This window comes from Geodermatophilus sp. URMC 63 (genome assembly GCF_053502565.1).
In genome coordinates this window covers 3,931,085-3,950,308 of sequence record NZ_CP199956.1, presented here as the reverse complement: position 1 = coordinate 3,950,308, position 19,224 = coordinate 3,931,085, and the positions used below count along the sequence as shown (strand labels likewise).

11 protein-coding genes are annotated in these 19,224 nt (G+C 75.4%); all 11 read right to left on the bottom strand.

Annotated features, from left to right (window positions below):
* Positions 1-25: 25 nt before the first annotated feature.
* The 11 genes from ACWIZO_RS19285 to ACWIZO_RS19235 all read right to left on the bottom strand — a co-directional run bounded on the left by ACWIZO_RS19285 (position 26) and on the right by ACWIZO_RS19235 (position 19,149).
* On the bottom strand, positions 26-1,990 hold the full coding sequence (locus ACWIZO_RS19285; RefSeq protein ID WP_448639257.1) for a 3-oxoacyl-ACP synthase III family protein: 1,965 nt from the start codon (positions 1,988-1,990) through the stop codon (positions 26-28).
* Positions 1,991-2,011: 21 nt separating this feature from the next.
* Positions 2,012-7,513 (bottom strand): ATP-binding protein, encoded by a 5,502-nt coding sequence (locus ACWIZO_RS19280; protein ID WP_448639256.1) that lies wholly within the window; start codon positions 7,511-7,513, stop codon positions 2,012-2,014.
* 42 nt (positions 7,514-7,555) lie between these two features.
* Positions 7,556-8,371 (bottom strand): 3-oxoacyl-ACP reductase family protein, encoded by an 816-nt coding sequence (locus tag ACWIZO_RS19275; RefSeq protein WP_448639255.1) that lies wholly within the window; start codon positions 8,369-8,371, stop codon positions 7,556-7,558.
* 140 nt (positions 8,372-8,511) lie between these two features.
* Complete coding sequence (locus ACWIZO_RS19270) at positions 8,512-8,964, bottom strand: hypothetical protein (RefSeq protein WP_448639254.1); 453 nt, start codon at positions 8,962-8,964, stop codon at positions 8,512-8,514.
* A gap of 144 nt (positions 8,965-9,108) precedes the next feature.
* Positions 9,109-10,221 carry a DNA/RNA non-specific endonuclease gene (locus ACWIZO_RS19265; protein WP_448639253.1) on the bottom strand — a complete coding sequence of 371 codons (1,113 nt, stop codon included), beginning with the start codon at positions 10,219-10,221 and terminating at the stop codon, positions 9,109-9,111.
* A gap of 43 nt (positions 10,222-10,264) precedes the next feature.
* The gene (locus ACWIZO_RS19260) at positions 10,265-10,975 is read right to left on the bottom strand and encodes a peptidoglycan-binding domain-containing protein (RefSeq protein ID WP_448639252.1); all 711 of its coding nucleotides are present in this window, start codon (positions 10,973-10,975) and stop codon (positions 10,265-10,267) included.
* A 45-nt stretch (positions 10,976-11,020) separates the two neighbouring features.
* A complete protein-coding gene (locus ACWIZO_RS19255) occupies positions 11,021-13,087 on the bottom strand; it encodes a hypothetical protein (protein ID WP_448639251.1) in 2,067 nt (688 codons plus the stop codon).
* A complete protein-coding gene (locus ACWIZO_RS19250; protein ID WP_448639250.1) occupies positions 13,084-15,183 on the bottom strand; it encodes a M36 family metallopeptidase in 2,100 nt (699 codons plus the stop codon). The genes ACWIZO_RS19255 and ACWIZO_RS19250 overlap by 4 nt, the downstream gene beginning before the upstream one ends.
* Positions 15,184-15,285: 102 nt before the next feature.
* Positions 15,286-16,440, bottom strand: coding sequence for a DUF2235 domain-containing protein (locus ACWIZO_RS19245; protein ID WP_448639249.1), 1,155 nt, complete (start codon positions 16,438-16,440; stop codon positions 15,286-15,288).
* Positions 16,441-16,517: 77 nt separating this feature from the next.
* Positions 16,518-18,284, bottom strand: coding sequence for a M28 family metallopeptidase (locus ACWIZO_RS19240; RefSeq protein ID WP_448639248.1), 1,767 nt, complete (start codon positions 18,282-18,284; stop codon positions 16,518-16,520).
* 37 nt (positions 18,285-18,321) lie between these two features.
* The gene (locus tag ACWIZO_RS19235) at positions 18,322-19,149 is read right to left on the bottom strand and encodes an AfsR/SARP family transcriptional regulator (RefSeq protein ID WP_448639247.1); all 828 of its coding nucleotides are present in this window, start codon (positions 19,147-19,149) and stop codon (positions 18,322-18,324) included.
* Positions 19,150-19,224 lie beyond the last annotated feature (75 nt).

The window sequence follows — 19,224 nt, the reverse complement described above, 5'->3', positions numbered from 1 at the left end:
TGGCGGGGGGCAGGGAGGTCCTTCATCAGGTGAAGGCCTCCCGCATGCCCTCCGAGGCCGAGCCGGGCTGCGTCTCGTCCGCCGGCGCCGGGGCGGGCATCTCGCCGTGCTCGTGCGGCGCGGAGGCCCCCTGGATCGCGACGACGGCCGGGTCGACCCGCATGACGGCGTACCCGGCGACGGCTCCCGCCCCGAACCCGGGCGCGAAGACCCGTACCGGCTCGGTGATGACGCCGTCGCGCACGGCGTCGTGGATGGCCAGCGGGATGCTCGCCGAGGAGGTGTTCCCGACCTGCTCGATGTTGAAGTAGAGCTGGTCGGCGGTCAGCCCCGCCCGCTCGGCCAGGCCGATGACCATCGTCTTGTTCGCCTGGTGCGGGACGATGAGGTCGATGGCGTCCATCAGCGACCCGTCCCGGCCCTCGGGTGCCGGCAGCTGCCCCAGCTCCTCGATCATCTGGGACAGGTAGCGGCCGGCCAGCGCCTTCACCTGCGGGCCGAAGACGGTGATGTTGTTGTCGAACTCGGGGTTGGGCCAGAGGATGGAGTTCACCTCGCTGGCCGGTCCGCTGGCGTAGGTCTTCATGTAGTCGATGTCGCCGTCGGTGCCCTCGGGTGCCGGACCCACGACCAGCGCCGCCGCACCGTCCCCGAAGATCATCCGCGAGGTGCGGACGTTGCCGATCTTGTCGGAGAACTTCTCCACGCAGACGACCAGGACCGGCCGCTCGACCTCCTGCAGCATCCGCACGGCGTCGGCCACGCCGTAGGGCATGCCGGCGCAGGCGGCGATGACGTCGTAGGCGGCGTAGACCTGGTGCATCCCGAGCTGGCCGCACAGGTAGGTGGCCAGCGACGGGATGAGCCGGGAGCTGGTGCAGGTGCAGACCAGCACGGCGCCGATCTCCTCCGGCTGCCGTCCCGCCTTGTCCAGTGCGGCCTCGGCCGCCTGCAGGGCGAGCTCCTCCAACGGGAGCGAGCTGTACTCGCGCTGCTCGATGCCGGTCTTCGACGAGATCTCCTCGGCGCTCATCGGCGACCAGTTGTAGGCGGTGTTGCGGATCAGGTCGTCGTTGGTGCACACCTGGTCGCCGTGCACCGCGGCCAGGGCCTCGATCCGCGGCTGCACCGAGAAGCGCTGCCGCACGTCGAGCTCGGGGTAGGGCCGCACCGGGGGCCGGGACTCCCGGGGTCCGGCGACGTGCCGGGGCTCGGCGCCCGCACGCAGCCGGCGCAGGAAGCCGCGCACCTCCTTGTCCCGCGGGTGGAAGGCGACCACGTAGTCGTCGTCCTTCAGGTCCTCGGCCCGGGCCAGCTCCATCTTCGACCGGTCCCAGGGGTACTGGTTGTGCAGCACCATCGCCCAGCGGTGCAGCGCCTCGAGCTCCGGCACGTCCTCGGTGACGTCGAGGATGTCGGTGTAGTCGTAGACCGGGTAGTCCGGGTCGTAGTCCGGCAGCCGGAAGGTGAGCGCGCCGGGCTGCTCCAGGAACTCCGCGACCGTCGGCTTGACCGCCGGCAGCGTCGAGGCGTGGTGCTTCCGGTGGCCGTAGACGTCGAACAGGACGTCGAAGATCCGGTCCTCGCAGCCCTCGTTCCACCGCGACGGCAGCTGGGGGTAGGCCTCCTCCACCGCGGCGATCTTGGTCTCGCCGTCCTCCCACGGCTCCAGCACCGGGAGGAAGACGTCCGGGCGCGACCGGGGCAGGTCGCCCCAGCGGGTGGGCCGCTTGTCGTACATGGTGATCGAGAACCGGTTGGCCCAGAACAGGTTCAGGGCCATGTCCCGCATCAGGTCGTACCGGGTGGCGTAGGCGCCGGTGCGCACCCTCTCCAGGATGTCGGTGCCGCTCGGGGCCTTGGTCTCGAAGTCACGGCGGATGACGCTGTCGAGCTGCTCGAGCGTCTCCACGGTCGAGAAGTCCAGCTCCGGCATGATGTTCGAGGGGAACACCATGCGGCCGTGCTGGTTCAGGACGAAGGCGTTCACGAGGGTCCTCTCTGTCGGCGGTCAGCTCCGGGCAGTGCGCTCCATCCCCCGCTCGACGGCGTCGATGAGTCGGGGGCGCAGCTCGGCGGCGGGGATGATCGCGTGCACGGAGCCCATCTGGCGGGCCCGCTCGATGTCGTGGACCGCCTCGAACTCGGCGGCGACCTCGCCGAGCTTCTCGGAGCGGACCGTGGTGCGCAGGGTGGCCAGCTGCGAGCGCAGCTGCGCCTGCTCGACGGCGTCGGCCGAGCCGAGGGCGGCCTCCAGCTCCTTGACGCGGGGGTCGGCGCCGGTGCGCTTGTCCACCTCGCGGGAGAAGACGACCGCCGCGGCCGGCGCACCGCCGATCACCGAGGCGTAGGAGCCCTCGACCGCGAGGACCTCCATGCCCTCGTTGAGGACGCCGGAGAACACCACGAACGCGCCGCCGTGGTAGCGGGAGACCACGCAGAAGACGATCGGGCCGTCGAAGTTGGTGATGGCCCGGCCGATCTCGGCGCCGTACTCCAGCTGCCACTTGCGCAGCGACTCCGGTGACCCGTCGAAGCCCGAGAGGTTGGCGAGCACGACCAGCGGCCGGTTGCCGCTGGCGGCGTTGATCGCCCGGGCGGTCTTCCACGAGGAGCGGGGGAACAGCGTCCCCGCCGTCCACTGGTCGGGGCCGTCGGCCGGGTAGCTGCCCCGCCGCGGGATGGGCCGCGACTCGACTCCCAGCACCATCACCGGGTGACCCCCCAGGTGGGCGTCGAAGACGACGGCGGTGTCGGCGTCGGCCATGCCGGCCCACCGCTCGAGCACCGCGTGGTCGGAGTCGGTGACCGCGCGCATGACGGTGCGGATGTCGAACGCCTTCTTGCGCTCGGGGTTCTTCTCGGCCGAGAAGACGTCGCCGACGGTGGTGAACTCGCTGGCCGGGTGCTCGTGCGGGAAGGAGCGCACGTCCCGGTCCCGCGGATCGGTGGTCGGCGCCGGCCGCGGCCAGCGCTCCCCCGGCGCGCGGTAGGTGTGGTCGTAGTGCCGGGCCAGGACGTCGAGGGCGCCGTTGAGGTCGGGCGCCCAGTACTGCGCCTGCCCGTTGGGCCCCATCACCCGGTCGTAGCCGCCGATGCCGAAGTTGTCCTCGGCCGACACCCCGCCGGAGTAGTCCAGGGAGTGCTTGCCGGTGAGCACCATCGCGCTGTCCGGCGTCATGACCAGGATGCCCTTGGTGTGCATGAGCATCGTGGCCTCGGCGTTCCAGTACGGCTGGGCGCCGACGTTGATGCCGGTGACGACGACGTTGATCTCGTGGCCGGCCTGGGTGAACTCGATGATCCGGCGCAGCGCCCGCGACACCCAGTCCATGTTCTCGGTGCCGCTGTCCATCGAGATGCGCGCGCCCGAGGACAGCGCGAACCACTCGACCGGGATGCCCCGCTCCTCGGCCAGGTCCAGCGCGGCGACGACCCGCGCGCACTCGGGCTCGGCGACGGTCCCGAGGGCCTTCGTCGGGTCGCCGAAGAGGGCCACCCGCGTCATGCCCTCCGGGTAGCGCCGGGTCGGCGTGGTCACCAGGCCGACGACGATCCCCGCCCTGTTCTGCCCGGGCGGGCGCTCGACGGGTGCCAGCCGGCCGTCGCCGTCGAGGTCGTGCTCGACGAAGGAGCCGTCCGGGCCGGCCAGCAGCGGGGCCAGCTCGTACGGGTAGGGCGCGCCCCGGGCCCGGGAGCTGAGCACCTTGGCGGTGTAGTCGTCCAGGACCCGCAGCGGCGCGGTCGGGCGGTCGGTCACCCGCATCTGCACCCCGGTGCCCGGGCGGGCGGAGAAGCGCAGCGCCACGTCACGCGGCGGGCGTCCCTCCTCCTCCTGCAGCCGGGCCAGCAGCACGATCTGGTCGAGGCCCGCGCCCACGGTCAGCGGGGCCGCGGTCCGCGCGAAGTCGGCCACCTCCGCCAGCGGCACCTCGATCGAGGGCCAGGCGTAGAGGTGGATCCGGTTGTGCTCCAGCGGCCGCCGCGAGCGCCGCAGCGACTGCGCACGCCGCAGGCTGTCCAGGCAGGAGGTCAGCTGCCGCTCGATGGTCGGGAACCCGACGACCTCGCCCCGCTCGTCGCGCAGCGGCGTGAGGTCGCGGACCTCGGCCATGGCGATGAAGCGCTCGTCGTCGGGGTTCTCCTTGGCCGTGACGTGCAGCAGGTAGGTGTCCTCGGCCGAGGGCACGCGCTCCCCGTCGAACTCCTTGAGGCGCCAGATCTGGAACCGCTGCGCGGTCAGCGGGTGCAGGCCCCGGACGATGCGCTCCTCGGCCAGACCGGCCCCGTCCGGCGTCCGCCGCCAGGTGAAGGTCTCCGCCTCGCCGTCGGGCGTGCAGACGGTGACGGTGACCCGGCGGCCGGCCCGCAGCGCCGGGACCCCGGCGAGGACGGCGTGCAGCTGCTCGGCGGCGGCGTCGGCGTCGGCCGGGCGGTCGCGCCAGTCCACGTAGAGGTCGACGACGGCGTGGGCCGGGTCGGCGACGTCGGCCAGCGCGCCGGCCACCGATCCCAGGGCCTGCGGCAGGCGGCCCATCTCGGTCATCAGCGCGAGCAGGTGCAGCCGGTCGCCGTTGAGGTCGTAGTCGGCGGTGACGCAGGTGTCGCCGTCGAGGAGGGTGGACGCCACGTCCTCGAGGCTGCGGCTGCGGTAGTAGCGGCGGGTGAGCACCTCCAGGACGGGGTCCGGGACGCTGGTGTCGCGCTCGAATCGCCGGGCCAGCAGCCGGATCAGCGGCTCAGGGCTGGCGACGAGCGCCTCCATCCGCCGGATCGCCTCGCCGGTGTCGCCGCGCGAGGCGGCCTCGTCGAGCTCGTCGAGCAGCCGCACGGCCCGGTCGAGGACCTCCTGCCGGGCCTGCTGGACGACCGGCTCCTCGAAGTACCGGTAGCGGACGGCGCGGGCCAGGTCGCCCAGCGCGGGGTGGCGCAGCTGGGTGGCGACGACGAGCCGGTCGAGCACCTCGCCCAGCTCCGCGCGCGCCGGTCCCTCCGGCAGCCGGCCGGCGGTCAGCCACCGGTCGAGCAGCGCCGAGACGGCGGGCAGCTGCTCGCCGACCCGCTGCTGGGCGAGGAACACCCGGTGCACCGCCTCGGTCAGCGCCGCGCTGGGCTCGAGGTCCTCCACGCCGTAGTGGGCCAGCGCCCGCCCCAGCCGGGCGCGGAAGGTCTCCGGCAGCCCCTCCCGCTCCACGTCCAGGGAGTGCAGGTAGGCGTGGAAGTACTCGCGCGGGCTGTGGACCTGGGTGTCGGCCTCCTCCTCCTCGCTGGCCGGCCGGTTGCGGGACAGCTCGGAGATGTCGGCGAAGGTGACCAGCACGTCCAGCTCGGCGGACAGCAGTGCGACGTCGTCGACGGGCAGCTCGTCGCGGGCGGCGGCGTACTCGGCGACCAGCCGCTTGGCGTGCCCGCCGCTGACGTCGTAGCCGGTGACCAGCGCCCGCAGCGACGCCAGCCGGGCCAGCGCCCGCGCACGCGGGTCGCCGTCCGCGGTCTGGGCCTCCTCGGGCAGGGCCACCCGCTCGCCGGTGGCCTCCTCGACGTCCCCGCCGGTCCGCTCCAGGCTCAGCAGCGGGGCGCCGGCGTCGACCTGGCTGTTGACCGCGGCCCGCACCTCGCGGACCCGGCCGGCGAACGGCGCCCGCACCGCCGTCTCCATCTTCATGCTCTCCAGGACCGCGACCGGCTGGCCGGCCGCTACCTCGTCACCCGGCGCGACGCGGACGGCCACGACCACGGCCGGGGCGGGGGCGCGCACGATGCCGCCGACGTCGCGGCTCACCCGGTGCGTCTCGCCCTCGACCTCCACCAGGGAGGACCCGGGCGCCTCGGCGGCCACCACCGAGTAGCGGCGCCCGCCGACGATGAGCCGGGCCTCCAGGGGGCCGAGCCGGTCGACCTCGACCTCGACGACCCGGCCGTCGAGCTCGACCCGGTGCCGGTCGCGGTCCACCGTGGCGACGGTGAGCCGGTAGACCTGGCCGCGCAGGCCGAGCTCGATGGTGCGGCCCACCTCGTGCGGGGCGCGCGGCCGGCCGCCGCGGGCCGAGGCCAGGAACGCCAGCCGCTCCTGCTCCTCCTCCGCCTCGGCCAGGTCGAGCGCCACCTGCACGAGCGCCACCCACGCCGAACCGGACGGGCGGACGCCGTCGAGGGTGCTCGCGCGGTCCAGCCACCCGGTGTCGGCCGTACCGGCCACGACCTCCGGGCGGTCCAGGAGGTGCAGCAGGAAGGACTTGGTGGTGGTGCCGCCGCGCAGGACGACGGTGGTCTCCTGCAGCGCGCAGCGCAGCCGGGCCAGCGCCTCGGGACGGTCCCGGCCCCACGCGATGACCTTGGCGATCATCGAGTCGTACTGCGGCGGGATGACGTCGCCGACGCTGATGCCGGTGTCCACGCGGACCCCGGGGCCGGTGGGCAGGCGCAGCAGCTCCACCAGGCCCGGCGCCGGGGCGAACCCCGCCTCGGCGTCCTCGGCGGTGAGCCGCGCCTCGACCGCGTGCCCGTTGGCCTCCGGCGGGCCGCCCTCCAGCCGGCCGCCGGCCGCCACGTGCAGCTGCAGCTTGACCAGGTCCAGGCCGGTGGTCGCCTCGGTCACCGGGTGCTCGACCTGCAGCCGCGTGTTGACCTCGAGAAACGTGGTGAGCTGCTCCTCGGGCTGGTAGAGGAACTCGACGGTGCCCGCGCCGACGTAGCCGGCGGCCCGCACGAGCGCGACGGCGGACTCGCGCAGCGCGGCGTCCTGCTCCGGGCGGAGCGCCGGTGAGCTCGACTCCTCGATGACCTTCTGGTTGCGCCGCTGCACCGAGCAGTCCCGCACGCCGGGCGCCCACACCGCGCCGTGCTGGTCGGCGATGACCTGCACCTCGACGTGCCGGCCGCCCTCGACCAGCCGCTCCATGAAGACGATCGGGTCGCCGAAGCTCTTCTCCGCCTCCGACCGGGTGCGGACCAGCGCCTCCTCCAGCTCCTCCGGCGAGCGCACGACGCGGATGCCGCGGCCCCCGCCGCCGCTGCGGGCCTTGACGATGAGGGGGTAGCCGATGGCCTCGGCGTGCCGCCGGCCGTCCTCGGGACCCTCGACCGGGCCGTGGCTCCACGGCGCGACCGGGACGCCGGTCTTCTCGGCGAGGACCTTGGCCTCGATCTTGGCGCCGAGCAGCCGCATGGCCTCCGGGGGCGGCCCGATGAAGGTCACGCCCAGGTCGGCGCACAGCTCGGCGAAGGCGGGGTCCTCGGCGACGAACCCCCAGCCCACCCACGCCGCGTCGGCGCCGCTGGCCCGCAGGGCCCGGCCCAGCGCGGCGTGGTCGAGGTAGGGGGAGCCGGCCCCCGTCTCCTCGAGCAGGACCGCCTCGTCGGCGGCCCGCACGAAGGTCGCCCGGCGCTCGGCCTCGGTGTGCAGGGCCACGACGCGGGTCCGGGTGCCCTGCTCGGCGTTGAGCTCACGCACCGCACGGATCAGCCGGAGGGCCGGCTCCCCACGGTTGACGACGGCGATGCGGTCGAACACCGGGCACTCTCCTCGATCGCTGGGTTGACGGGGGCGCGGGTGCTACATGTCCAGGCCGCCGTTGACCCCCCAGACCTGGCCGGTGATGTAACCGGAGGCGTCCGCGGCGAGGAAGTGCACGACGCGGGCGATCTCCTCGGGCTCACCCAGCCGGCCGAGCGGGATCTTCTGCTTGAGTCCCTCGAGCACCTTGTCCGGCACCGTGCCGAGCATCTCGGTGGCGGTGTAACCCGGGGTGACGGCGTTCACCGTGATGCCGAGGCCGTCGGTCTTGCCGGAGCGCTGCACCTGCATCGCGGCCTCGCGGGCCAGCGTCTTGGTCAGGCCCAGCAGTCCGGCCTTCGCCGAGGCGTAGTTCGACTGCCCGATGCCACCCATCTCGCCGATGACCGAGGAGATCATCACGATCCGCCCGCTGCCGCGCTCGAGCATGTGCTTGAGCGCGGCCTGCGACAGGTAGAAGGCGCCGGAGAGGTTGACGTCGATGACCCGCCGCCAGTCGTCGTCGGTCATCTTCAGCACGGTGCGGTCGGCGGTGATGCCGGCGTTGTTGACCAGGATGTCGAGCCGGCCGTGCTCGTCGATGACCTCGCCGATGGTGCGACGGCAGTCCTCGGCGTTGCTGATGTCGCCCTTGTGCACGGAGAAGCCCTGGTCGGGGAAGTCGTCGCAGAACTGCTTGCGGAAGCGCTCGGCTGCCTCGTCGTTGCCGCTGTAGCCGGCGGCGACGTCGGCGCCCTGGGCGGCCATGCTGCGGCTGATGGCCGCGCCGATCCCGCGGGTCCCACCGGTGACGAAGGCCACCCGGCCGGAGAGCTTGTCGCCGGTCCTGCTGGTCCGTTCCTGGGTCGCCGTCACCGGCTCCTCCTGGGATCTCGGTTGCGCGTCGGTACGTGGGCCGGAGCCGGGACCGGTTGTGGAGCCGTGTCCCGCCATCGGAGTACGGGCAGCATCCTGCGGAGTGACCAGCACGGCAAGGCAGGAGACGGATTCGTTCGTCACCGGCGCGGCGCGTCGCGGCACCGGCGCCTCCCCCGGGCGGCCGGGGGCAGCCCGGACCACCCGGGCGCGGGGTCAGAAGGGCTCGGGGAGCCCCCGCCGCCACGGCGTCCCCGTGGCCGCCTGCGGTGCCCGACCGGGTCCGGGGCGGGCTCCGGCGACGACGGGGACCGGGCGCCGGCCAGCGCCTCGCGGAAGCCCTCCCCGTACCACAGCGGGGCGTCGAGCCGGACCCCGGCGGGCGGGGCGCCCGCCCCGGCGTCCCACACGAGGCGGGCCAGGTCGTCGGGGTCGAGCCCGTGGCAGCACGAGCCGGTCGGGGCCGGCTCCTCCCCCGGCTCCTCGGCCGGCTCGAACCCGGCCGCGAGCAGCCCGTCGGCGCGGCCCAGCGCCCGGGCCGCCTCGAGGGCGCGCAGGAACGGGAAGGACGGCTCGTGCGGGCTCGCGGTCACGGTCCACCTCCGGTCGGGGTCACCGGGTGCACCGCCGCGGTCCCGTCGGGGCCGGGCGCGGTGCCCGCCTGGAGGAGGTGGCGACGGGGGCTGCTGATACCGCGGGTTCCGCCTCCCGCGGTGCCGGACCGCGGGAGGCGCCGGTCACCACCGGATGTCGGCGACGCTGCCGAGCGGCTCGCGCTCCCCGGTCCGCGCCGGGAGCACCGGGGTGTCGGCCGCCCGCAGCACGTCCGGGAAGAGCAGCCCGGTGCGGGACTCGAGCTCGGGGAGGGCCACCTGGAAGACCCGGAACTCGTCGAGCTCGAGGATCGGGAGCTGGTCGAGGGCCTGGGTCAGCAGGAAGGCCCGCGCCCGCAGGGCGCCGTCGGTGCGGAAGGCGATCACCTTCCAGTACTCGCGCGGGAGGCGCACCCCGCGGTACACGCGGTCGTCGTCCGCGAGCACCGGCCCGCCGAACACGCTCACCCTCAGGTCCTCGACGTCGACGTCGGCGAGGACCGCGTTCTCCAGGCGTCCCCACACGCCGTCCCGCGCGCTCTGGTTGAAGTCGTCCATCTGCGGCGTGATGTTGGTGAAGAAGAAGGAGTCGCGGTTGGCCCGCTCGGCGACGGGGAGGCTGCCCCAGGTCAGGTCGGCGCGGCGCGCGAGGTGCCCGCGGTCGAGGCGGTTGCCCGCGTACAGCTCGTCGCCGACCTGCAGGTCCTCGGCGATCCGGGGGTCCTTGACGAACCGCAGGCCGTTGCGGCTGAGCGCCTTGAGGGCGCCGCCGTCGATGTTCCAGGCGACCCAGCGGGCGAACCGGCGGGAGGCGCTCATCTGCAGGGAGAAGTGCACGTGGTCGACGACGGTGCCGCCGTCGACCGTGCGCGCCACGTCGGCCAGGACGGCGGCGCCGGGGACGGGCGCGGGGACCTGCTCGCCGAGGAAGGCGGCGTCGTAGCCCTCGACGACCTCGGCGGCGTCCGCCGCAGCGGCTCGGGACGCGGCGGGGGCGGTCCGCGGCGCTGCCTGCGCCCCTGCGGGCTCGCCGTCGAGGGTGAACCGGACCGTGATCTCGGGGACCCGCCGGCCGCCGGCGGTCGCGTACCCGACGTCGATGGCGGAGACGTCGATGGCGGACACGTCGAGGTCGGCGAGGGACGCGGCGTCCCCGGCCCGGACCAGCCGGCGGAGCGCGGCGAGCAGGTGCCCGTCCCCGCCGGCGTCGGCCGGGCCGCCCGCGGTGGTCCCGGTGGGGGTCGTGTCGGTGCTCATGAGGTCCTCCCTCGTGTCGCGGTCGCCGGTCCCGCCGTGGGTCTCAGAGGCCGAGGGCGGTGACCATCGCCGCGCGGCTGCGCGGCCCGACGACGCCGTCGGCGGAGAGGCCGTGCGCCCGCTGTAAGTCACGGGTCGCCTGCTCGGTGACCGGCCCGAAGTGCTCGTCGACGTCGAGCTGCCGGCCCAGTGCCTGGACCAGCCGCCACTGCCGGGTGGCGACGCCGGCGCCGACGTCCCCGCCGCGCAGCAGCTGGTCCCCGGTCCCCGGTTCGGCGTGCGACACGTCGACGGCGACCCGGGTGGGGCCGGTCAGGGTGGTCGCGCGCAGTCCGGTGCGCGCCGCGACGCCGATCCCCCAGGTGAGCTGCGCCTCGACGTCGCCGGCGTCGGCCAGCTGGCGGAACGCGGCGAACCCGGTCATGTCCGGCAGCGGGGCGGTCGTCGTGGGGTTCCCGGCGTCGTCGTGCGCGGCCGCCGGACGGATGTCGACCTGGACGACGGCCCGGCCGCGCAGCGGGATGACGTCGCCGGACCCCTGGTGGCGCAGCTCGCCGACGTACTGCGCGCGCACGCCCGGGACGGGACCGTCGAGGTCGAACACCAGCCGGTCGAACGTCGTGTGCCGCCCGGCCCGGATGCGCCGCAGCAGCGCGAGGGGCACCGACGCGACCGCGGCGCGCCCGGCGCCGGCCTCGTCGGGGGCCCCGGGCAGGAGCTCGTCGGTGGTCGTCTCCGGCAGCAGGTCGGGCATGACCCCACCTCACGCACCGGTCGTCACCGGGGCGTCACCGGCGTGTCACGCGGCCCGGACCAGGGCGTAGACCTTCGCCTCCCAGGAGAACAGCGGCTCGCGCCCGGCCCACTCCGGCGGGACGTCGCGCTCCTGGGGGACCTCGCGCCAGCGTCGTCCCGGCGGCGTGGCCGGCCAGGTGGGCACCACGTACTCGGCGGAGGGACCGGGCGGTGTCGTGTAGTCGGAGAAGTTGGCGACCACGACCACCTGCTCGTCGGCGCCGGGCCGCCCGCGCCGCCAGACCACGACCCGCTTGCCGTCGAGGTCCACGTGCAGCAGCTCGACGTCGTTGACCGCGAGCGCGTCGCTGGTGGTCCGCAGCCGCACCAGCCGCGCCACGTACCGCTGCACCCGCCGCCGCCAGTCCTCCTCCAGCCGGGACCAGTTGACCGGGTCCACCTGCTTGCCGGAGGCCTCGGTGACGTGGCCGGAGGGGTCGACGAGGTCGTGCTGGTCGGCGAACTCGTCCCCGGCCAGGATCTGCGGGACGCCGACCGCCGTCAGCAGGCAGGCGAAGGCCAGCTCGACCCGCTTCTCGCAGTCGACGACGCCGTTGGCCCGCAGGAAGTCGTACAGCCGCTCGTTGCGCAGCCCCTCGACGTCGTGCGAGGTCAGGTAGAGCACCGCCTGGGACAGGTCGCCGTAACCCGACGCCCGGCAGTCGACCATCCGGCGCACGGTCTCGGCGAAGCCCAGGCCGTCGACGTCCTGCCCGAGCACGGCGGCGCGGGCGCAGCGCTTGAACCCCTCGTGCCACAGCCCGTCGAGGCGGTGCTGGGTCAGCAGGGCGAGCGGCTCGGTCAGCTCCTCGCCCACCACGAGGAAGCGGGCCTCGGCCTCCGGGTCGCCGGGCGCGGCCCCGCACCGCTGCAGGAACAGCGAGCGGGCCAGGTCGCGGTAGGCGCCGACGAAGTCCCAGTTGGCGACGTTCTCGATGCTGTCGAGCCGGATGCCGTCGACGCCGAGGTCGGTCATCCACCGCGCGAGGGCCGTGCGCAGCAGGCCCGAGGCCGGCGAGAGCGGCCCGTGCTCCCCGGTGACGGGGTCGGAGCCCTCGGGGCGGGCGGCGAAGCGGAACAGGGTGCTGCCGTACCCGTTGCGCAGGCCCCCGCGGGAGTCGTACCGGTCGGGGTCGGCCGGGTCGGCCGTCGCGGGGTCCAGGACGAAGAAGTCCTCGGTCGCCGCGGCCAGGTAGGGGTGGTCGCGCGCGAACGCGGTCACCGAGTCGACGAAGAAGCGCACCCCGTGCCGGTGCAGGGTCGCCACCAGCGCGCGCAGGTCGCGGTTGGGCGTCGGGTGCGAGGAGTCGAGGGGGGAGCCCAGCTCGGAGTCCGGCGCCGCGAAGTCCGTCGTCCCGTAGCCCCAGGTGCGCACGTAGGCGCTGTCGGCCGGCGGCAGCAGCTCCAGGGCGTTGACGCCCAGCTCGTCGACCAGGTACGAGCGGCCCGGCGCGGTGACGTCCAGCGCGGCGAAGTCGGCGCCCCCGGCGGCCCGGTCGACGAGGGCCGCGACGTCCCGGAAGGTGCCCACCCCGCGCTCGTAGCGGCCCGCCCCGCTCCCGGCCGACCACGCCGTCGGCAGCTCGTAGAGGACGATCCGGTTGTTCGGCGGCAGGGACGCCGGAGGGACGTCGTCGAGCTCCCCGTACTCGCCGCCGGCGTCGCAGGGCTCCAGCACCCCGTCGCGCCAGCGGACGACCGACGCCGGGTAGCGGTCGGCCGCGGTGTACCCGGGCCCCGGCGGCTGCGGGGCCCGCAGCCGCCAGTCGACCGTGGTGGCCCACGGGTCGGTGACCCGGACCCGCTGCCCGGAGCGGCCGGGGTGGGCGTCGGTCACCTCGAACCAGTAGTGCCACACCTGCCCGTCCTCGAGGCCGCACCGCGCGGCCGGCACCGTCCACAGGTCGGCCCCGTGCGGCGAGGGCGCGAGCGGCACCGAGCGCTCCCCCACCAGCGTCACCGGGGCGCCGGGCTGCAGCCGCCCGATCACCAGCAGCGGCACCGGGTCGGTGCGGGCCGGGCGCCACAGGACGAACTCGGTCCGGCGCAGGGTCAGCACGTGCGCGGTCACGGGGTGGCGAAGCTCTCCACCACACCGGCCAGTGACGTCGAGGTCGCCGGCGGGGACACCGCGCCCACGCCCATCCCGCGCCTGGCGAACCCGCCCCAGACGTCGGGCAGGTCATCGGGGTCCAGGGCGGCGACCGCGTCGAGGACGCCGTCGCGGGCCTGGGTGAAGGTGGGCATCGAGGGCGTCAGCTTCAGGCCGCCGATGACGTACTCGAGCACCCGCCGCTCGGCCTCGGCGTGCCCGTGCCGGGCGACGAGGGCCACGAAGACCTCCCACAGCGCGGCACACCACACCTCGCCGGCGTTGTGCACCTCGCTGTTGGCGCCGCCGCCGTGGGGGTTGCGCGGCGGGCCCTTCGGCAGGACGGCGCCGTCGCTGATGTGCCGGAAGGTCAGCGGGTTCTTCGCCGTGTCCACCGAGTAGGGGTAGCGGCGGATCGAGAAGTAGTAGTTGTCGTGGAAGGTGGGCGTCAGGTCGGTCCACCCGCCGACGGGGAAGACGCCGGTGTCGAACGCGTCGGTCTCCTGCGAGGTCATGCAGATCGCGAAGAAGTCGCCCCAGCCCTCCCCCATCGCCCGGCCCTGGCGGTTGGCCAGCCCGCTGGCGTTGCCGACGAGCCGGTTGGTGACGTAGTGGCCCATCTCGTGGAAGGTGATCAGCGCCTCGTGGTTGCTGGTCCGCGACGGCGTCACCGCGCGGAACTCGTACATCTGCATGCGGGGGCTGGCGCCGTCGGCCGGCGTCTGCATGTTCGCGTTGTCGCTGCCGCTGAAGTCGTTGCCCTCGGCGAGGACCGGGTCGCCGCCGACGCCGACGCCGTCGAGGTTGACCCGCTGGGCGTTCCCGGCGGCCTCGTCGAAGCCGGCCTCGTACCAGCGGTCGTGCAGCCAGTTCACGTGGAAGAACATCCCGACCAGGCTCGCCTGCAGGTTCTCCGGGTCGGACGCGGGCTTGGCGTGGTCGTAGACGTGGTCGAACACGCGCGGGCCGGTCACCGTGCCGAGGACGTCCCCGGGGCCCAGCCCGTCGGGTCCGGCGAGGTCGGCGTAGGCGGTGCAGTTGTTCCCCACGGTCGTCGTCGCGTCGTCGGGGAGCCACGGCCGGCCGGGCAGCAGGCTCTCCAGCGTGACCAGGCGCTCGGGGACGGTCGGCGCCTGGAACCCGTCCGGGACGCCGGTCGGGTGCGGCGAGCCGGGTGCGGGACCGTCCTCGGGCCGGCACACCGCGTCGCCGGTGTTGTGCACCCGGTAGCTGAAGGCGACGTCGGCGCGCAGGTTCCTGCGGAACAGCACCTCCGGTTCCGGCGCCGCCTCCACGACGTAGGCGAAGGCCGGGAACGTCCTGATCCACAGCTCCAGGTGCCAGCCCCGCGCGAACTGCCCGCCGCCGAGCGGGAACAGCACCTCCCGGACCCGCACGGGCCGCTCGAACGCCGGCCCGTCGGGCGCCGCGGCCCGGTAGCTGCGCCACGCGCCCGCGCCGGCCGCCGCGGCGTCCCCGTCGGGCTCCTCGGCGACGAACGACGAGGGCTCGTACGGCAGGCCGGTGAGGTCGGACGCCGCGACGGCGATGGCCTCCTCGGGCGTGCTGCCGGCGGCCCGGCCGGCCCGGCCCGCCTCCGCCGCGCCGGGGAAGAACTGACCCGCCACGGAGACGACGTCGCCGTCCGGGCCGATCGCGGCCGTCACGTCGGAGGCGAACACCTCGACGCCGTCGACGCGCTGGACCAGGTGGGCGGTGCGCAGGCGCGTGCCGCTGACCGAGGCGACGGCGACGCCGTCGGCGTCCTGCGGGGCGAGCCGCCACAGGTCCCCGTGCTCGGCGACGAAGCGGCCCACCGCCTCCTCGGGGGTGCCGCCGGTCGGCGCGGTCAGGCGCGCGCCCGGCGACAGGCCCGCCACGCGGTTGGGCAGCCCGGTGGCCTCGTCGTGCTCGACGCGCAGGTCGCCGGTGTCGGCGCCGACAGCGGCGGCCGCGGCCGGCCGGCCGCTCCCGTCCGCCGGCTCCCCGGCCGTCGGCGCGGGTCCGCCCCGGACGCGGCGGGCGCCCGCGTCGTAGAGCGCGTGGAAGTCCTGCGGCAGGTCCCTGGTGACCACGTCGTCCCCTGTCCGGGCGTCGTCCGCCCTCGTCCTCGTCGCACCCGGGTCGTCGCACCCGGGTCGTCACCCCGAGGCTGGCCGACCGCCGTCACCGGGGCGTCACCGACCGCCGTCGGCCTCCGCCGGCACCGCGCCGACGGGCCGGCGGCCGCGCGGGCCGACCCGCAGCGGGACCTCGGTGACCCGTGGCCGCCCGGCCAGGTAGTCGACCAGCCGGCGCGGCGCGTACCGCGCCTGCGCGTCCTCCCGCCGGGCGACGGCGCTGGAGGCGACGGACTCCGAGTCCGGGTCCTCCGCGCCGATCGGCCGCGCGTAGGGGCGCAGCAGGCGGTAGAACCACCGCCGCGAGTCGTGCAGGGTCCCCAGAGGGTCGGGGTCCACGGGGAAGGTCCGGCCGTCGAAGCGCTCCGGTGCGCCGTCGGCCCGCCGGCGGTAGGCGTCGTCGCGGAAGGCCAGTCCGCAGGAGCGGGCGCGGTCGACCATCCACAGCAGCGTGATGTCGGCGAGCTCGGCCTCCGGGTGTCCGCCGCCGACGTCGCAGTGGTCGCCGCTGAACCACACCTGCTCGACGTCCGGGCGCCCGGCGACCGAGGCGCGGTCCCACAGGGTCGGGGCGAAGGGCCGGCGCCGCTCGTCGACGGCCAGCGCCTGGAAGGCGGCGTCGACGGCACTGCTCAGCCGGGTGTCGTGGAACTCGAGGCGGTGGTTGGCCAGCCGCGCCAGCCCCAGCCCGACCGACGGGATGCCGAGGGAGCCCACGGTGTCCCAGACGCCCAGGAAGCGGATCCGCGGCTCGTGGCTGTAGGACCGCCGGAACAGCTGCGACTCCAGGTCACGGGGGTGGGCGGCCCGCGACCGGTACAGGTCGTAGGCCTCCTCCAGCCGGCCGGCGTGCTCGCGCCGCAGGACGCCGCAGTTGCGCACCAGGCCGACGGTGCTCCGGGCGGTGTACGCGCCGCGGCTGAACCCGAAGAGGAACAGCTCGTCGCCGGGTTCGTAGTGCTCCACGAGGAACTGGTAGGCGTCCTTCACGTTGCGCGAGAGGCCCACGCCGAAGGCCCCGCCCCGGATGCGCTCCCCCGGCTTCGTGCCGACCCCCTGCTGGTAGTACACCCGCTGCTCGACGCCGTCCCCGTCCTCGCGGTCGACCCCCAGGGCGACCTTGGTGACGTTCGTGGGGCACAGGCGGCCGCCGTGGACCTGGTCGGCGGTGTTCCACGTGCCGTCGCAGCACAGCACCAGACGCTTGGGCACGGTCGGCTCCTCCCTGGGCGGGTCCGGGTCCTCCCCGGCTGGGCCGCGACGGTAGGGCGTCGGGCGTCACCGCCGCGTCACGCGACCGTTCCGCGGGAGCCGGGGGTCGCGCCCGCGGGCTCGTCCCCCTCCGGTCGGCCGAGCGTCCCGGCGACGAAGGCGGTGTTCATCCGGAGGATCTCCAGCGCCAGGTCGAGGTCGACGTGCGTGAGCGCGTCCTCCTCCGTGTGCACCCGGTGGTTCGTGCCGTCGGCGCCCTCGATGGTCAGGACGGCGGGGATGCCGACGTCGGTGAAGGGCACGTGGTCGCTGTTGGCGGGGCTCAGGCCCACGCTGACGGCCAGCCCGGTGTGGGCCGCCGCGGCCCGCGCCAGCCCGTCGATGACGTCCCGGAAGACGGCCGCGCCCTCCAGCAGCACCCCCGGGACGGCGGTGTTCCGGCCGGCGATCATGTCCATGTTCACCACCGCGCGGATGCGGGCGCGCTCCGGGCCGGGGAGCTCCTCGACGTAGCGCCGGCTGCCGAACAGCCCCTGCTCCTCACCGCCGAACAGCACCAGCCGCAGGTCGAGCAGGGACGGGGAGCCGGCCAGCGCCCGCGCCAGCGCCAGCACCCCGGCGCTGCCCGAGGCGTTGTCGTCGGCCCCCGGCGCGGGCGCGCCCGGGCTGAGCCGGTTCACCGAGTCCAGGTGCGCGGTCACCAGGACCACGTCGCGGGGGGCGGGGCCGGTGCCGGCCCGGTCGGCGACGACGTTGCGGCAGCGCCCGCCCCCGCGGGGTACCGGCTGCGTGGTGACGGTCAGACCGGCCGCCGTCAGCTGCGCGGCGCCCCAGGTCGCGGCCTCGTCGAACGCCGCGCTCGCGGAGTGCCGGGTGCGGTGGGCGGCCAGCGCGGCCAGGTCGGCCGCCAGCTCCTCGCGCGACAGGCGGGCCACGCAGCGCCGCACCCACTCCGGCTCCTCGCGGCCGGCCGCGGGAGCGGGCGCGGCAGTGACCACCGGGCCGACGGCAGTGACCACCGGGCCGACGGGGAGGGGGCGCAGCGCCCAGCAGGCGCCGCCGGAGCCCGCGAGCCGCCGCGCTCGCTCCGGCTCGAGGTCGACGACCAGGTGGCGGCCGGTGTCGACGAGGACCGGCACCTCGGGGTGGTCGGCCTGGAAGAGCCGGCCGTTCTGGACGACGAGGAACAGCCGCTGCGCGCGGGCCCCGTCCACCGCGACCACACCGGCCTCCGCGCGGCCGGACGGCGCGTCGGCCGGGGACGCGTCCCGGGTCACGACGACGTGCTCGCCCAGCCGGGTCCGGGCACCCTCCGGGTCGGTGCCCGGGGCGCGCCGGCGGGCGGCCGCCGCCCCGACCAGGTCGCGCAGGACCGGCAGGAGGTCGGGCAGCCCGGCCACGTCGCCACCGGTCCCGCCGGGCGGGCGCAGGTGGACGGCGGCCGCGCCCAGCCGCCGCGCGGCCGCCACGTGGCCGGCGTGCTCGCTGACGAACACGACGTCGGAGAGGGCCAGCGTGGGCTCGGCCCGGGCCACGGCGGCCCGGAAGGCCGCCGGCGCGGGCTTGCGCACCCCGACCTCGGCGGAGAGGGTCACCCGCCGCGACAGCGGCTCGAAGAAGCGCCGGATGCCCAGCGCGTCGAGCAGGGCGTGGTACTCCGCCACGACCGCGGCGACGTCCGCAGCGTCCACCGGGTCGCGGGTGTCCGACAGCAGCCCAAGGACGACCGCCGGCCGCCCACCGGCGCGCAGGTCGGTCAGCTCCTGCAGCAGCTCGCGCGCCCCCGGCCGGAGGACGCCGCCGGACTCCAGCGTGTCGCCGAGGTCGAACAGCACCAGCAGCACGGCGCACTCCCCCTCCCGGACCGGCCGGTCTCCCGCGTCAGGCGCCCCGCGCCCCGGCGGCCACCGCAGCGGCCGCCGAGCGCGGTTGCGGGACGCCGGCCGGTCCGGGGCCGGAGCCAGGGCGGCCGGCGACGACGCGCACCTGCCACCGCGACACCAGCTCCTGCATCTGGCGGGTGGGCGGGACGCCGAGCTCCCGGGCGAGCGCGTCCCGGAAGGCGGTGTAGGCGCGGACCGCCTCGGCGAGGTTGCCCTCGGCCAGGTGGACCCGGACGATCGCCCGGTGCGCGCTCTCGCGCAGCGGCTCGTCGCGGGCGGCCGCGTAGGCGGCCTGCACCGCCTCGCCGTGGCGGCCGGCGGCCACGAGCCGGTCGGCCAGCACCTCGAGGGCGTGCATGCGCAGCTGGCGCAGCCGCTCGCGCTCCAGCAGGACCCAGTCGTCGTACCAGCCCGGCAGGAGCTCCCCCGCGAGCGCCGTCGCCGGTGTGCGGATGCCGTCGACGGGGACCGCCGGGTCGAGGACGGCGTGCGCCCACTCGACGAGCTCGCGGACGTCGACGCGCACCCCGGCGGCCAGGGTCACCGCGCCGCCGGAGACGTCCACCAGCCCCGGGACGGCCTTCTGCACCCGCCACAGGGCCGACCGGAGGCTGCCGTGGGCCTGCGCCTCGGGGACGTCGGGCCACAGCCGGCCGGCGATCGCCCCGCGCGCCGGGCGTCCGCACAGGCTCAGGTGGGCGATCAGTCGCTGGACACCGTGGGGCAGGGCGCTCGCGGTGGTCGGCTCGGTCCCGTCGTCCCCCGACACGCGGAAGCCGTCGAGCAGGTGGACGCGTGCGGTCGTGGTGGTCGTGCGAGTGGTCATGCAAGGCCCCTCTCGAGCCCGTTTCTGGGCGGTGGGTCCCGGTGCGTGTGGTGACGTACCGGGATCGTTTCGACA